At 26.8% G+C, this 17,017-nt stretch carries 16 protein-coding genes; 3 read left to right on the plus strand and 13 right to left on the minus strand.

Features of this window, described 5'->3' with window-relative positions; all coding sequences use genetic code 11:
- Window positions 1-154: 154 nt before the first annotated feature.
- Both R4K56_RS09090 and gpmA read right to left on the minus strand, forming a co-directional pair.
- On the minus strand, window positions 155-1,480 hold the full coding sequence (locus R4K56_RS09090; protein ID WP_418233759.1) for a cation:dicarboxylate symporter family transporter: 1,326 nt from the start codon (window positions 1,478-1,480) through the stop codon (window positions 155-157).
- Between the two features lie 106 nt (window positions 1,481-1,586).
- Window positions 1,587-2,333: a 2,3-diphosphoglycerate-dependent phosphoglycerate mutase gene (gpmA, locus tag R4K56_RS09095; RefSeq protein ID WP_297295682.1), complete on the minus strand. Its 747-nt coding sequence runs from the start codon at window positions 2,331-2,333 to the stop codon at window positions 1,587-1,589.
- A gap of 131 nt (window positions 2,334-2,464) precedes the next feature.
- Between gpmA and R4K56_RS09100 the strand changes: the two genes are divergently transcribed.
- From R4K56_RS09100 to R4K56_RS09110, 3 genes are all read left to right on the plus strand, one after another.
- A complete protein-coding gene (locus R4K56_RS09100; protein ID WP_335760792.1) occupies window positions 2,465-4,030 on the plus strand; it encodes a DUF6348 family protein in 1,566 nt (521 codons plus the stop codon).
- Window positions 4,031-4,324: 294 nt separating this feature from the next.
- Complete coding sequence (locus R4K56_RS09105) at window positions 4,325-5,221, plus strand: Rpn family recombination-promoting nuclease/putative transposase (protein ID WP_335771963.1); 897 nt, start codon at window positions 4,325-4,327, stop codon at window positions 5,219-5,221.
- Between the two features lie 483 nt (window positions 5,222-5,704).
- Complete coding sequence (locus tag R4K56_RS09110; RefSeq protein ID WP_335771964.1) at window positions 5,705-7,084, plus strand: MATE family efflux transporter; 1,380 nt, start codon at window positions 5,705-5,707, stop codon at window positions 7,082-7,084.
- Between the two features lie 107 nt (window positions 7,085-7,191).
- Here the strand turns inward: R4K56_RS09110 and R4K56_RS09115 are convergent, their stop codons facing one another.
- The 11 genes from R4K56_RS09115 to R4K56_RS09165 form a co-directional block, all read right to left on the minus strand.
- Entirely contained in the window at window positions 7,192-8,007 is an 816-nt protein-coding gene (locus R4K56_RS09115; protein ID WP_335771965.1) for a MetQ/NlpA family ABC transporter substrate-binding protein, read from the minus strand.
- An 83-nt stretch (window positions 8,008-8,090) separates the two neighbouring features.
- Entirely contained in the window at window positions 8,091-8,918 is an 828-nt protein-coding gene (locus tag R4K56_RS09120) for a MetQ/NlpA family ABC transporter substrate-binding protein (RefSeq protein ID WP_335771966.1), read from the minus strand.
- A 12-nt stretch (window positions 8,919-8,930) separates the two neighbouring features.
- Window positions 8,931-9,731, minus strand: a complete 801-nt coding sequence (locus R4K56_RS09125; RefSeq protein WP_335771967.1) for a MetQ/NlpA family ABC transporter substrate-binding protein — start codon at window positions 9,729-9,731, stop codon at window positions 8,931-8,933.
- A 20-nt stretch (window positions 9,732-9,751) separates the two neighbouring features.
- Window positions 9,752-10,546, minus strand: coding sequence for a MetQ/NlpA family ABC transporter substrate-binding protein (locus tag R4K56_RS09130; RefSeq protein WP_335771968.1), 795 nt, complete (start codon window positions 10,544-10,546; stop codon window positions 9,752-9,754).
- Between the two features lie 31 nt (window positions 10,547-10,577).
- Window positions 10,578-11,357: a MetQ/NlpA family ABC transporter substrate-binding protein gene (locus R4K56_RS09135; RefSeq protein WP_335757732.1), complete on the minus strand. Its 780-nt coding sequence runs from the start codon at window positions 11,355-11,357 to the stop codon at window positions 10,578-10,580.
- Window positions 11,358-11,377: 20 nt separating this feature from the next.
- Complete coding sequence (locus tag R4K56_RS09140; protein WP_335771969.1) at window positions 11,378-12,187, minus strand: MetQ/NlpA family ABC transporter substrate-binding protein; 810 nt, start codon at window positions 12,185-12,187, stop codon at window positions 11,378-11,380.
- A 46-nt stretch (window positions 12,188-12,233) separates the two neighbouring features.
- The gene (locus R4K56_RS09145) at window positions 12,234-13,187 is read right to left on the minus strand and encodes an L-lactate dehydrogenase (RefSeq protein WP_335771970.1); all 954 of its coding nucleotides are present in this window, start codon (window positions 13,185-13,187) and stop codon (window positions 12,234-12,236) included.
- 30 nt (window positions 13,188-13,217) lie between these two features.
- Window positions 13,218-13,898: a methionine ABC transporter permease gene (locus tag R4K56_RS09150; protein WP_335757730.1), complete on the minus strand. Its 681-nt coding sequence runs from the start codon at window positions 13,896-13,898 to the stop codon at window positions 13,218-13,220.
- Window positions 13,879-14,931 (minus strand): methionine ABC transporter ATP-binding protein, encoded by a 1,053-nt coding sequence (locus R4K56_RS09155; protein ID WP_297295662.1) that lies wholly within the window; start codon window positions 14,929-14,931, stop codon window positions 13,879-13,881. Before R4K56_RS09155 ends, R4K56_RS09150 begins: the two co-directional genes overlap by 20 nt.
- A 143-nt stretch (window positions 14,932-15,074) precedes the next feature.
- Window positions 15,075-15,683 carry a hypothetical protein gene (locus R4K56_RS09160; protein ID WP_335771971.1) on the minus strand — a complete coding sequence of 203 codons (609 nt, stop codon included), beginning with the start codon at window positions 15,681-15,683 and terminating at the stop codon, window positions 15,075-15,077.
- A gap of 3 nt (window positions 15,684-15,686) precedes the next feature.
- Window positions 15,687-16,934, minus strand: coding sequence for an AAA family ATPase (locus tag R4K56_RS09165; RefSeq protein WP_335771972.1), 1,248 nt, complete (start codon window positions 16,932-16,934; stop codon window positions 15,687-15,689).
- Window positions 16,935-17,017 lie beyond the last annotated feature (83 nt).

Raw genomic sequence — 17,017 nt, forward strand, 5'->3', positions numbered from 1 at the left:
AAAATAATAAGCCCTCAGAAATAATTTTTTCCGAAGGCTTTAAAAGCAAGATTTATTATTTTTGCTTTTTATTATTTTTTCTTACCTTGATTAGCTACTGCTTCCATAGCTTTTTTAACAGCTTCAGGGTCGCCTAAAAATAGTTTTCAATAATTTATATATTTTCAGAATAGGATGTATATTTAGCGTTAAATTTATCCATATCTACTTCTTTACAAATCTTTCCCGTAACCGCCGCAGTTATCATGCCGTCATTAACATTAAGCATAGTAAAACCCATATCCAAAATTGGGTCTATAGCGACAAGAACCGCAACCAATTCTACGGGAAAATTCAAAGCGGAAAGCGTAATTAAAGCCGCCGTCATAGCCCCTCCTGGAACTCCTGGCAATCCAAAACTTCCGATTAATATTATAATCATTAACCTTATTAAAAAAGACGGTTCAAAAATATTTATTCCCAAAGTAGGCGCTATCATAGCGACAACCATAGCGGGAAATATTCCCGTGCATCCGTTTTTACCTATATTAACGGCAAGCGAAGCGGATAAATTAGAAATTCCTTCTGAAATTCCCATTCCATTTATTAAAGTCGAAGTATTTAAAGGCAAAGTTCCCGCGCTCGTTCTTGAAGTAAAAGCGAAAGTAAGAACTGAAAACGCTTTTGAATAAAACTTTATAGGATTATAACCAAATATAATAAGCATAACGGCATAAACCAAAATCATAACTATTATAGCCACATAAGAAGCGATTAAAAATTGTCCTAATTGTGCAAAACTTTCAAAATTACTTGAAGCCATAAATCTCGTCATGAGAGCCAATACTCCGAAAGGACTTAATCCAACCACAAAAGATACTATTTGCATTATAACATCATGCAAAGTTTGTATCATTTTGAAAAAGAAATCGAAAATTTCAGGTTTTTTATTTTTCAAACCTAAAGCCGAAACTCCGATTAAAGCGGAAAAGAATACTACCGATAAAGTTGGCAAAACTCCAAATCCCGCTAAAGCAGAAAACGGATTTGTTGGAATAATCTCTAGTAATTGCTGCGGGGCGGATTTCCCAGAAAAAGTTTTAAGCCTGTCTTCATAATTAAAACCTTGAGAAGCGTCACTCATTAAAGATTGTAATTTTGAAGCGTCTAATCCAAAACCTTTTGAAACCAAAATTCCAACCAAAGCGGATATTGCGGTTGTTATCATTAATACCGCTATAATGCTGAAAGTCATTTTTTTCAAATTGCTTCCGCCTTTTATATTAATCAAAGCCATAGTTATAGAAACAAATATAAGAGGCATTACCAACATTTGCAAAAGCCTAACATATCCGTTGCCTACGATATTATACCAAATTATAGTTTTATTAATTATTTCTATATTTGATGCATATAAGGTTCTTAATAAAAAACCTAAAGCTAAACCCATAATTAACGCGCCTAATACTCTAAATGTAAAATCAATATGTTTCTTTTTCATTACATAAAGAACAGCCATTAATACTAAAAATATTATTATATTAACTAAAACATATAAACTCAAGTTAAAAACTCCTTTATTAAAAAATATTTTAATTTAATTTTATTTATTTCTTTTTTCCTTGATTTGCCACAGCTTCCATAGCTTTTTTAACCGCTTCAGGGTCGCCTAAATATTGTTTATTAACTGCTTTGAAATTATCATCAAGTTCATAAACTAAAGGCATTCCTGTAGGTATATTAAGTTCTGTAATATCTTCATCAGAGATATTGTCTAAGTATTTTACTAATGCTCTTAAGCTGTTACCATGAGCAGCAATGATAATTTTTTTGCCAGCTTTAATATCTGGAAGTATAACATTTTCCCAGAAAGGAACTACTCTTGCAACTGTATCTTTTAAACATTCAGTTAAAGGAAGTTCTTTTTCAGATAAGCCTTTATAACGTGGATCATTACCAGGATATCTTTCATCAGATTTTTCTAATGCTGGAGGTGGAGTATCATAACTTCTTCTCCAGATTTTAACTTGATCTTCACCATATTTTTCAGCTGTTTGTGATTTGTTTAAGCCCTGTAAAGCACCATAATGTCTTTCATTTAATTGCCAGCATTTTTCTACAGGTATCCATAAAAGTCCCATTTCTTCTAATACTAAATTCAAAGTTTTGATGGCACGAGTAAGAGTAGAAGTATATGCTTTATCAAAAGTAAAGCCTGCTTTTTTTAATTCATTACCGCCTGCTTTAGCTTCTTCTATACCTTTTTCTGATAAAGTAACATCTGCCCAGCCTGTAAATAAGTTTTCTTTATTCCAAACACTCTCACCATGACGTATTAAAACAACTTTTGTCATTTTTAAAACTCCTTCTAATAAGATTAAGTACTATTATATACTAAAATCGCAAAAAAGTTAAACAAAAAAATTTATTGTTTTATTATAGTAAATATATTATATTTAACTAATAATAAAAATGGATTTAATGTATGAATAATAAAGAATTAGATTTTAAGCTGCAAAAATTATATGAAAAAGGAAATCATAAAGAAATTATTCAATTAATACTTTCGTTACCAAAAGAACAATTAAATGATGATATTAGAGGTCAGCTTGCAGTGGCATATAATAATACGGCAGAATTTGATTTAGCAATAGAAACATTAAATTCTTTATCTGAAGGAGCTAAAAGTAATCATACTTGGTTTTATAAAATAGCTTATGCATATTCAGGAAAATCTGATATAGGCAATGCCAATTTAAATATAGACAGAGCATTATATACATTAGAAACGAATAAGCCTTCTATAAGTAATGAAGAATATAATTATTTCAGAAATTTATATAATGATCTAAAAGAATATATACAAAGTGCTAGTATACATTATGAGGCTAATTCTATTGATATTGATAATCATGATTCTATCATAAAGGATATATCATCTATTTTATCAAATTATATAGAAAATGAAATAATAGAAGGAAGCATTGTTATAAAGAAATGGAATATATTTATAAATGCTAGTATTGCAAGTATAAAAGGTAGAAATGCTACTGTTAATTATTATATATCAAGTACTGATTGGGACAGGGATATATTTGAATGCTGTGCAAGTGCAGGAAAAGATGCTAATACTTCTGTAGGGCTTTCAAATGGAAGTTTTATATTTGGAATAATGACAGGTATAAAAGCTATGAATGAAAACAGAATATTTGATGAAGTAGAAACCGAATTTGTCGGTAAAAAGCATAAGTGGAAAGTTTATACAAGCAACTTGGTAAATATGGGGGCTGATAATGGGAAGCCTAAAAATGTAAATATTTATTGGGATATGTTTAAAGATGATATTTTAAAAAGAATAGGAAATCAAAAAATTTGCTACATTAAAATATACGGTGCTAAGGCAGGAAATAATTATTCTATAGGTGAGCTTAGAATTAATGATGTTAATATACCAGAGCTTGCTGACAAAGTGAATGAATATGTTAAAACTTGGAATGAAACTGATTTTTCATCAGACAAGCAATTTTTCTTTTTAGTTCAAGATAATGAAACCTATACTCCTTATCCTTTCAGTAATGATGAGATTTTAAAATTTATTCAGGAATATTCAAATATAGTTTTAAATACAGAAGAATCTGAAGAATCTTATGAGAAGTTGGAGGAATTATCTACACAGCTTACAAAAGATTATTCGCTTTCAACAGATTTATTTTTATTTTTACCTGAGATATGTGCTGATAATGAATTTTTTAATGAACTTCATTCTTCTGAAAAAATTAATTTTAATTTTGAATCAGAAGAAAAAAACTGTTCTTTATACAAAACTCAGCTTTATACATACTATTTAATTAATAATTATTTATTTGAGCTTTTCAGAGAGAATGCTTTTAATGGTAAGGAAAATGAATTGTATGCAAAATTTATAAATATGAGTGCATTATATAATATTTACTCTCAAGTAAAAGAAGATTATGAAAAGAAAAATAAAACACTGGAAAATCTTAAAGTTAACTTATCTTTTAGTGTAAATAATAATTATGAGATTAGATAATGTTTTATTGCTATAAATATGGAATTTGATAAGGATTGATTTTAACGCACGGTAGATGCATTTTAATATATAATAAAATTGTATTATTATTTTATTTATAATTTTAAAATTTGTTCACCGTGCGGTATATGTATTATAAATTAAACAAAATCTTGGGTGGGTGTGCTTTTTTATTTTAAACAGTAAAGAAATAAAAACTAAAATTTAAAATAAAATAATAAAGATAGAGGGCGGGAATTAGGATAAAGCAAAATATATTTTGACATTTATAAATTATTTCATTATAATAATATTATGAGTGAAAGAAAAAATATTAATGTATTGAATGATTATTTTGTGAGATATTTATTCTCATCACCAGACAGTAATCCTATATTGCTTGACTTTATCAATTCAATAATGCTTGATTCTAATATGAAAACTTTTAGATCAGTTGAGATTTTAACTCCTTTTAATTATAAAGAAAATTATGAAGATAAAGAAACAATAGCAGATGTTAAGTGCATTACACAAAATGGAAGTGTAGTTATTATAGAGATACAATTACAAGGCAATTCAAGATTTCCAGAACGTATACTATATTATTGGGCATCTAATTACAGTAAATTATTAAAGCATGGAGAAAAGTATGATGCTTTAACTCCGGTTATAAGTATAAATCTTCTTAATTTCAATTTAGATGATAATGACTCTATACATTCTTGCTATATGATTTATGATACAAATAACAAAAGATTATTAACAGATCATTTACAGATACATATATTAGAGTTGAAAAAGTTTAAATATGATTTGTTAAAACCAGATTTAAACTGTTGGCTAAAATTTTTCACTATGAAAGAAAAAGATAATAAGGAGGAGATTATGTCTGATATAGTAAAGGAAAAGCCTATAATGGAAGAAGTACAAAGAAGATATAATAACTTTATTAAAAATAGATTGATGATGAATGAATACGATAAAAGACAGGCATATTTATATGGTAATCAAATAATGCTTGAAGAAGAAAGAAGATTAGGAATTGAAGAAGGTTTAAAAAAAGGCATAGAGAAAGGTATAGAACAAGGTATAGAACAAGGCGAAAAAAATAAAGCAATATCTATGGCAAAAGATATGAGAGCTAGAGGTATGGACTTAAGCCTTATTAGTGAATTAACAGGCTTAAGTATACAAGAAATAGAAAAGCTATAACCAAATAAATAAAAAGGTTATGAGTTTCTGACATTTGATAGAATATAAGGAGTTTATTAGCGAACAAGTTTTTTATAAAGGATATAATAAATAAAAAAATTAGTCTTTTAATTTTAATTACATTTGCCCGCCCTTTAAACTTCATTACTTTATTTAGAAATGATAATTATAATTTCTTTATTGTGTATTTAGAAAAAGCAAGCCCACCCAAGTTTTTATTAACTTTAGAACTTGTTCAACGCACGGTATATGAAATTTATTTACTAATACATTTATATTTTTAATGCACTTTTCTTATAAATCAATTTTGCGTGCGGTAAAAAATTGAAGGAATTAATTGAATATATTTTAGGTTAAAAAATTATTTAAATACCTTAAAGTGTTTTTGTATTTTTTTAAGTTGAGTGATTCAAAATTACATTCTTGAAAAAAGATGAAAATAAAATATACTTATTAGAATGTTTTTTTATTAGAGAGATTTTTATGAATAATACAGTTACTTCTAACCCATTATATTATGAAAAACCATATAAACTTTTATTTAAATATGCTACTCCAAGTATAATATCAATGCTTGTTGGTTCTTTATACAATATAGTAGATCAAATATTTATAGGTCAGGGAGTTGGTATTAATGGTAATGCTGCCACAAATGTAGCTTTTCCTCTTTCTATAATTTGTATGTCTATAGCATTGTTTCATGGTTTTGGAAGTGCATCAATGTACAGTATATTACTTGGACAAGGAAATAATAAAAGAGCTGCTGCAATTATAGGAAATGCTGTAGTATCTGTTTTCATATTGGGTTTTATATTTACTATAATAGTAAAACTATTTAATAAAAATTTTATGACAATGTTTGGTTCTACAAAAGAAGTTTTACCTTATGCAATAGAATATACCAATATAACAGCATTTGGATTTATACCATTCATATTTTCTACAATGATGAGTCATATAATAAGAGCAGATGGAAGTCCTAAATATTCTATGATGTCAGTATTAAGCGGTGCTATTGTTAATACTATATTGGATCCTATATTAATATTTAAATTTGATATGGGTATGTCAGGTGCGGCACTTGCTACTATAATAGGACAGTTTATTTCATTTGCTATAGTTTTTAGATATTTATTCAGATTCAAACATATAACTTTTGAAAGAGATAATTTTAAAGTAGATCCCAAAAATGTATTAAAAATATTTTCTTTAGGATCATCATCAGGTTTTAATCAATTAGCAATGATGGCTGTTCAAATTACTATGAATAATGTACTTAGCTATTATGGAACTAACTCTATATATGGCGGAAATATACCTCTTGCAGTTGCTGGTATTATATCAAAAATTAATATGCTTGTTATGGCTTTTATAATAGGTACATCTCAGGGAAGTCAGCCTATAATAGGTTTTAATTATGGGGCAAAGAATTATGACAGAGTTATAAAGACATATAAGCTTACAATAACAATAACAACGATTATGGCTTTTATAGCATTCATTTTATTCCAATTATTTCCAAGACAGATTGTAGCAATATTCGGAGATGGAAGCGAATTATATTTTCATTTTGCTGAAGAATACATGAGAATATATATGGCATTAATGGTAATAAATGGTATTCAGCCTGTAACAGGTACATTCTTTACTTCTTTAGGAAAGGCATTTAAAGGTGCTTTTATATCTATGACTAGACAAATAATATTTTTACTTCCTCTTATTATAATATTACCTAGAATATTAGGAATAGATGGTGTAATGTATGCTGGCCCTGTTGCAGACGGAGCTGCTTTGATAGTTACAGTTATATTGGTAAGCAGAGAAATAAAGAATATAAAGAGATTAAAAGAGAATAATCAATAAAAATTAATTTATAATATTGATTATTAATTATAAATAAAAAAGCATAAGAGATGATTCTCTTATGCTTCATTATTTTAAATATTTTTTATGAAATATTATTTACTATATTATTTCCAAGTAGGAAGGTAAGAACCTTTGAAGTTTTCATTATAAACTTTTTCTACTATTTCAGATTGATAAGTTTCTACAACTTTTTTGTATAATTCATTATCTTTATCTTTAGTTCTAGCAGCTATTAAATTAACAAAAGATTTTCCGCTATAAATAGAAGGGTCATCTTTAAATATATAATCAGAACCAGGATTCAAACCGAAGTCTATAGCATAGTTACCATTGATAACAGCACAAGCAACATCTGGAAGTATTCCGTAAATAGCACCAGCATCCATTTCTACTATTTCAAGATTAAGAGGATTTTCGATTATATCGCTAACGCTAGGAGTATCTCCTGCTTCTGGTTTAACTTTAATAAGTCCAGCAGCTTGAAGTACTTTTAAAGCTCTTCCGCCATTAGATGGGTCATTAGGTATAGCAATTTTATCTCCGTTTTTTACTTGTTTAACATCTGTTATATTAGTTGAATAAATATTCATAGCAGATATATAAGTATCAGCGATAGCAGTTAATTTATAACCTTTGTTTGATACTTCATCATTAAAGTATGCATAATGCTGAAAAGCGTTTAAATCTATTTCACCATCATTCAATGCCTGATTAGGAATAGTGTAATCAGAGAAAGATACTAATTCCACAGTAATTCCTTCACCAGCTAATTTGTCTACTATTGGATTCCAAATTTGGTAATCAGATTCTCCTGCGAAACCAACTTTAACTATTTGCTTATCGCTGGAAGATTTTCCACCGCATGATAATATTGAAAATGCAAAAACAATAGACAATATTAATAATAAAATTCTTTTCATTTTTTCTCCTTTTAAGAATAAATTTTGTTTATTATAAATTATAATGGATAATTATTCAAAATTTTATTTATATTTTTTGTTCTTTATTCTTTTTCCCAAGCTGGAATATATGCTCCGCTGAATTTTTCTTTATATATTTGCTTCATATCATCAGATTGATATGCCTCTATAATTTTTTTATAAGTTTCATTATTTTTATCTTTAGTTCTGGCAGCTATTAAATTGATAAAAGAATCTCCTTCATAAATGGAAGGATCATCTTGAAATATATAATCAACACCAGGATTAAAACCTAAATCTACAGCATAATTGGCATTTATAACAGCACATGCAACATCATTTATTACAGTATACATATCTATAGATTTTATTTCTATTATTTCTATATTAAGTCTATTTTCTATAATATCATTTGTTGTTGGGAAATCTCCAGCTTCATCTTTAATTTTTATAAGGCCAGCTGCTTCTAATACTTTTAAAGCCCTTCCTGTGTTGGAAGGATCTTGTGGTATCATAACTTTATCACCCATTTTAATTTGATTAATATTAGTTATGAATTTTGAATAAATATTCATAGCAGATATATAAGTATCAGCTATCGGTACTATTTTATATCCATATTTTGCTACTTCATCATTAAGATATGCATGGTGTTGAAAGGCATTTAAATGCACATCCCCATCATTTAATGCTCCGTTTGGTATGTTATAATCATAAAAATCCACTAATTCTATTTGTATACCTTCTTTTTCTAACTTTTCTATAATAGGCTGCCATATTAAATTATCAGACATTCCTACATGTGCTATTTTTATAACCTTATTATTATTATTTTTTTCTTCTGAGCAAGATATAAATAGTAATGCAGTGATAGTTAGTAATAATAAAGTTTTAAAAATATATTTAGTCATGGCATATCCTTATTAATTAATTATAGTAATACCTTTTATTCTTCCTGATTCAACAAGTTTAGTAACTCTTTCTTTATAGAATTTTGATATAGTTTTATAAATGTTATTATCTGCTTCTTTAAGTCTGCAAACTATTAGTTTTACATACATATCCGAAGAATATTTACTAGGATCATCATAATATAGAACATTTTTATCTTGAAAATCAAAATTAAAATTATAATTTATTATGATGGCATCTACTTCTGATATTATTGAATGCATATCGCTTGCTTTTTTAGGTATAAAATTTATATTCAAAGCATTTTCTCTTACATCATTTAATGAGTAATTATAATTTGTATCACTATTTTTTCTCAATTTTATAAAACCAATGGACTCTAATATTTTTAAAGCTCTTGATAAATTAACATTATCTTCTGGTATTGCAATTTTAGCATTTTTAGGCATTTGACTTATATTAGTTAGATTTTCAGAATACATATTCATATCAGCTATGAAAGTTTTTTCTACTATACTTAAATAATAATCATTTTTATTAGTTTCATTAACAAAATATGCATAATGCTGAAAATGATTTAAATCTATATATCCGCTATTTAAAGACTTGTTTAAAGCAGCATAACCTGAGAAAGGAATTAGTTCTAATTGAATATTTTCTTCCTGCAGTTTACCTATAAGAGATTCCCATATAGAAATATCAAATTCCCCAATATATCCGATTTTTACTATATGATTTTCTTCATCATTATTTTGATTCTTACATGATATACAAACTAATATAAATAATAATAATAATATTTTTTTAATCATTTATGTTTCCTTAAAATATATTAGTCCACAACTATTAATCCTTCAATCTTTCCTGCTTCTACAAACTCTTTTAATTTATTTTTATAGTTTTTTGCTATTCTTTTATAAATATCTAAATTATCATCTTTGCTTCTGGTAACTATTAAATTAACATACATATCTGATGAATATTTACTAGGATCATAATGATATATAATATTGCAATCTTTTAAATCGGAAGCAAAATTATAATTGATAATAGCAGCAGTAAATTTATACATCATATAACGTATTTGTTCTACTTTTGTAGGTACTATTTCCAAATTTAATTTATTTTCTTCTATATCATTTAATGTATAACTGTAATTAATATCTACATTACTTGCCAATTTTATTAAATTAATAGAAGCCAATATTTTTAAAGCCCTTGATAAGTTTATATTATCATCTGGTATAGCTATTTTAGCTTTTGTCGGCATTTGATTTATATTTGTTAATTTTTGAGAATATATATCCATAGAAGCTATATATGTTTTATCAATGATAGTAAAGTCATAATTATTTTTATTGGTTTCATTAACAAAGTATAGGTAATGCTGGAATGTATTTAAATCTATGTCGCCTCTTTCTAATGCCTCATTTAACATAGAATAATCAGAAAAAGGGTCAAGATTTAAAATGATATTTTCATTTCTAAATTCAGTATACATAGATTCCCATACATTCACATCAAATTCACCTATATAACCTATTTCTATAACTTTATTTGTATTTTTATTATTAGTACTGCATGATAATAATAATAAAATTAATAATATCATCAATATATTTTTCATTTGTAATTTTTCTTATTGTTATTTTTTATTATTAATCAACAGCAATAAGTCCTTGTAATTTATTTGCTTCTATCTTCGCCTTTATTTTTTGTTTATAACTTGCAGCTATAAATATATATAAATTGCAAAGTTTATCTTTTTCTCTGCATACTATTAAATTTTCGTATTTATGATGAGGATATATATTTACATCATCATAATATAATGTATTAACATTTTGATAATCAGATATAAAACCATAGTTAATTATAGCAGCATCAACTTTATCAAGGCTATAATATACTTCACCAGCATCCATAGGTATTATTTCTAACTGCAAATTGTTTTCTATTAAATTGTATCCAGAATAAAAATTATTATCATTGTCTTGTAATGTTATTAGGTCAGCTTTTTCTAATATAAATAAAGCCCTAGACAAATTTATTTTATCACTAGGTATAGCAATTTTAGAATTTGTAGTTATTTGATTTAAATTTGTTAGATGCTTTGAATATATATTCATAGGGGCTATAAAAGTTGTTTCCAAAATTGCCAGTTTATAATTATTATTATTTGTATCATTAACAAAATAGCTATAATTTTGAAAAGTATTTAAATCTATATCCCCGCTGTTTAAAGCTGCATTTAAAAGCTCATAACTATCAAAATATACAATGTCTAATTTATATTTATCTCTTATTAATTCTTTATCTATTTGCTCCCATATATCATAGTCAAATTCACCGATATGACCAATTCTTACAACGTTATTAGCATTATTACATGAATATAGGAGATGCACAATTAAGAAAAATATTATATAATATTTCATAATCCAGCTCCTATATTATATTACCAAACTGCGATATAAGCTCCCTTAAAATCTTTGCGGTAAATTTCTTTAACTTCTTCAGATTGATAAGCTTTTACTATTGTTTTGTAAACTTCATTATCTTTATCTTCAGTTCTAGCTGCTATGATATTTATATAATTTTTATCATTATAGTTTGTAGGATTGTCTTTATATATAGAATCTTGATCAGGATTAAGCCCGAAATTCAAAGCAAAATTACAATTGATAACAGCACAAGCAACATCAGGCAAAATACTATATATACTTCCAGCATCCATTTCTATTATATCTAAATTAAGTTTATTTTCTTTTATATCTTTAAGTTCAGGATTTGCTATAGATTTATCTTTTAATGTTATAAGTCCTGCAGCCTCCAAAACTTTTAAAGCTCTGCCACCATTAGAAGGATCATTAGGAATTGCTATTTTATCTCCTTCTTTTATTTCGCTTAAGTCTTTTATATTGTCTGAATATATATTCATTGCAGCAAGACAAGTATCAGCTATGGCAGTTAATTTATATCCTTTAGTTTCTACTTCATTATTGAAGAAGGCATAATGCTGGAAATTGTTTAAATCTATATCTCCATCATTCAAAGCCTGATTAGGAAGTAAATAATCACCAAAAGATATAAGCTCTATTTCTATATTATTGGTAGAAACTTGCCTTTTTACTTCTTCCCAAATAACACGGTCAGATTCTCCAATATAACCAACCTTAACTTTATTGATATTTTTATTTCCGCCTGAACAAGCTGCTAAAAATATCATACTAAACATCATACTAATAAACAAAATAATTTTTCTCATACAAAAATCCCCCAAATATTCTAATTAGTTTTTTTATTTTTTTTGATTACATCTTTAAGGCTAATTGATAATTATCTTTCATAACCTTGCAAGATTCATCAAATAATTTCTTTTCATCACTGTTCATATTAAGTTCAATTATTTCTTCAACTCCATTTCTTCCAAGTACAGCAGGTACAGATGCATAAACATCAGTTTGACCATATTCTCCATTTAAATATACTGATACAGGAAGTACTCTATGCTCATCGCAAAGTATAACTTCAGCAACTTCCGCCAAAGAAGCACCTATTCCAAATTCTGTAGAACCTTTTCCGCCTAATACGTCCCAACCGCCTCTTTTACCTTTAGTAGCTAATTCATTTAAATCTAGTTTTGAATATTTTTCTTTTTCTTTCATTAGTTCAAATAAAGGTTTTCCAGCTATAGTAACTGTTGACCAAGGAACCATTTGACTTTCACCATGTTCGCCTAATGCATAAGCATATATTGATTTTTGATCTACATTTATAGCTTCAGATATTGATCTCCTTAATCTTGCAGAGTCTAATGTTGTACTTGTAGAAATTATTCTTTTTGGATCATAATTTAGCTTGTTTTGTAAATAATGAGTGATAACATCAGCAGGATTTGATATATTAATTATTATTCCGCTGAATTTTGTATTTTTTACTTTGCCAACTATATCTTTCATAACTTCTATTGTGGCACCTAAAGTATCCATTCTAGTTTGATTCATATTAGGTAAAGGGCCGGCACATACAACCATTATATCAGCATCATCTATATCATTATAATTTCCTGCTTTTACTTCAACTCTATGAGGCAGATAAACAGTAGCATCAAATATATCCAATGCTTGAGAAAATGCCTTTTTTTCATCTATATCAATATAAATAATTTCTTCAACTAATCCTTTAGAAGCTAATGCATATCCGGCATGAGAGCCTACATGTCCTGCTCCTATTAAAACAGCTTTTCTTCTTTTTATATTATTCATAAAATCAAATCTCCTATTATTAATAAATTATTAGTGTGTAGCTTTCTTTACTACAAAATTACCAAGTGCCTGTATCAATCCGACTAATATAACAAGCAGTATTACAGAAACATATATTATATCAAGTTTATTTCTATAGTAACCAGATTGTATAGCATAAGTACCAAGTCCGCCAGCACCTACAGCACCAGCCATAGCAGTTAATCCTATTAAGCTTATAGCAGTTATAGTAGTACCTCTTGCAATAGGGGCAATACTTTCTTTTAGATATACTCTAAAAATTATAGCCACAGGAGAAGAACCCATAGATTGAGCTGCTTCAACTAATCCGGGATTCACTTCTGATAAAGCACTTTCTATTTGTCTTGCAAAAAATGGAACAGTACCGAATATCAATGGTATAATAGCACCTTTTACACCTATAGCAGTACCCATTATAAATCTAGTTAGAGGCACAAGCATTGCAAGAAGTATTATAAATGGTATTGCTCTGAAAAAGTTTATAACTTTGCTTAAAACTTCATATACTAATATATTTTCCATTATTCCGAATTTTTTTGTAACTATAAGAAGTATTCCTAAGAAACCGCCTATAAAAAATGATATTATTCCGGAATAGAATAACATAACAAAAGTTTGCCATATACTTTGATATAGTCTAGGTAAATCAGCCATTACATTAGGCATTAAATTATTCATCATATCTAGCATCAGTTATAACCTCCACATCAACATGCTGTTCTTTAAGAAATTCTATAGACTTTGTTATTCCTCCCTTTTCTTTTTCATGAAGTATAACCACAAGTCCTCCTAAAAGGCTTTCATCTATAAGTTCAACGTTTCCAAATATAATATTAACATCAACATTATATTTCCTTGAAATATGAGACATTAAAGCCTCTCCAACACTATCTTTTTTATATTTTAATCTTACTATACATTCGCCCGCTTTTAATTTTGTTATATTATGTCCTTCTTCAACAAGCGAATAAATTTTTGATATATTTGAAGTGGTATCTATAAAGTCCTGAGTAATTTTATTTTGAGGATGTGAGAATACTTCAAATATATTTCCTTCTTCTACCAAATTACCATGATTCATAACGGCAACTCTATGGCATAATTCTTTAACTACATTCATTTCATGTGTTATTACCACTATTGTAATGCCTAACTGTTCATTCAATTTTTTTAGCAGTTTTAATATAGAAGAAGTTGTTTGTGGGTCTAATGCACTTGTAGCTTCATCGCATAAAAGTATTTGCGGATCATTAGCCAAAGCTCTGGCAATAGCAACTCTTTGTTTTTGTCCTCCGCTCAATTGGGAAGGGTATACATAGGCTTTTTCTTTTATATCTACAAGTTCAAGAAGCGACATAACTTTTCTTTCTACTTCTTCTTTTGATAGTCCTCTGTATCTTAAAGGGTATGCAACATTTTTAAATACAGTTCTTGATCCGAAAAGATTGAATTGCTGGAATATCATACCTATTTTTTTTCTTGTATGTCTAAGCTCTCTAGGCTTTAAAGCTGTAAGTTCAACACCATCTAAATATACTTTTCCTGAAGTTGGTCTTTCTAATAAGTTTATACATCTTACCAATGTAGATTTACCTGCACCGGAAAAACCTATTATTCCGTATATTTGTCCTTTCTCTATTTTTAGAGATACATTATTAACAGCATTAAGCTGCTTATTTTTAGCGGTTTTAAATACCTTGCTAACATTTTCTAAAACGATCATATATATCCTGTGATTTTATAGTGGATTATATTATATATTAAAAAAATTAATATAAAAGATTTAAATATTATATATTTTTAAAAGTATCTGTCAATAGTAATTATGTAATTTGATTTGATAAGAATTGTGGGAATGCTATAATATTATTTTATTTCTAATTCATTCAAATACTTAAAAGCATAAGGAAAATCCGAATATTTTGCTGACTGTATATTTGAATAGTTGTCTATTGATGAAGGTTCTTTTTGATTATGTTCTTTTAAGTATTTATTTACAGCATTATCATGATTATTTTGAAATATTTTATCCCAATGTTCTTTTACATCTCTTCTCATTTGTTCTTTATTAGTTTTTTGATTATAGTAATATTCAAGCCAGCTTTCCAATGCCTGATAATTGAGTATAAATAAAGTTTTATCCTTGAATTTGTTTTGAAATCTCAATCTTAAGTCATTAATATTTTTTGGGTCTGTTTTATCGCAATCCGTTATAATGACTATTATTTTTCCTAATCCATATTTATTACTTGTTATTCTTTTTTCAATGGAATTTATTATATCTCCAATTAAAGTATCTTTATTTTTGTTTTTTATATTAGGGTTTATTTGAGTTATAAATTCTTTTTTTGGAGAGAAGTCTATTTTATCTTTTAAAACTTCATTAACATATCTATTAAAATAAATTAATTCAGTATCTCCTGTAGAAAAGCAGTACAAATAATATTTTTTATTTAATTGTCTTATTTTTCTCATTTATTATTCCTTATTATCTTCAATAAAAAATCTTGAAGGAACTTCAAATAATCGAGAATTGTATTTAGCTTTTAAACTATTCCTTTTATACTCTTTTTCTAAATCTTCTTTTTTTAAATCTTCAAAGTCAGCAGCACAGTATAATTCGCTTTTATTATCTTCTTTGTTTAGAAACCAATAATGATTTAACAATGTATTTTTGAGGCACATCAAATTTGTGTCATGGGTAGATAATATTAATTGAGCTGTAGGATTATCCAAATCTTCAAACATATTTTTTTGAAACAAACTTATAACAAGTTCTAAAAGTTCAGACTGCACACCTTGAAATTCATCTAATACAGATAAACTGCTATTTCTCAAACATACAAGCATACTAAATAAATTAATGGCATAATTCTTAGTTCCATCAGATTCTATTTTTCTAAAATCATCTTCATAATCTTTATGTATGGATATCAATTTATATTTATTTTTTCTTAAATAATTTTCCATATAACCATTATTTTCTTTAGAATTAGTATTTTCAATTACTTTTATATTATCTATTCCAACATCAGCAAGTGAAATAAGTTTTTTATATATATTCCAAGAGTTTGATGTATCCAAAGCATAATAAACTTTATCAAGTTGAAAAAATAAACTTTCAGTATAATTTTCATTTGCATTTAGTAATGGAAATATGAAATTAGTTATAAATGCCATTCTGTAATTTTCTATTATTGATTTATAACTATTGACACTATTTAGATATGTTATAACTGTGATATTGTTTGGTATGCCTTCTTTATTTTTCAAAAGATTTATACCATTAATAATAGAATTTTCTTCTCTTTCAAAAATTATATTATTATTTTCTTTTAATAATTCATATTTTATATCAGTGTTATGTACTATTTCATAATGATATAAATTATTATTATAGTAAAATTCCAGAGAAAATTTTATATCTTCTTTATTTCCATAAATCATATTTTTTATAAATAATTTTTTGTAATGCTGATTAATATCATCATCTTGATAAGAATTTATATGAAATAAATATTTAATTGCATCAAGTAAATTAGACTTACCGCTTCCATTATGTCCGTATAGTATGCATAATTTTGATATGTAATCATCATTTATTTTATATACAAATGGGTTATTTTCAATTTCTTCTCTGTTGCTGTCATTAACCTCTATACGCATATCAAGAGTAACTTCATCATAAAATGATTTATAGTTTTTTGCACTGAAACTTACAAGCATTTATTTTCCCACTTTATTTAAATAATTTTATATATTGCAATACTTCGGAATTTGACAATATTACTATCTATAAATTTTATCAT

The organism is Brachyspira pulli (assembly GCF_036997785.1).
Taxonomy (GTDB): domain Bacteria; phylum Spirochaetota; class Brachyspiria; order Brachyspirales; family Brachyspiraceae; genus Brachyspira; species Brachyspira pulli.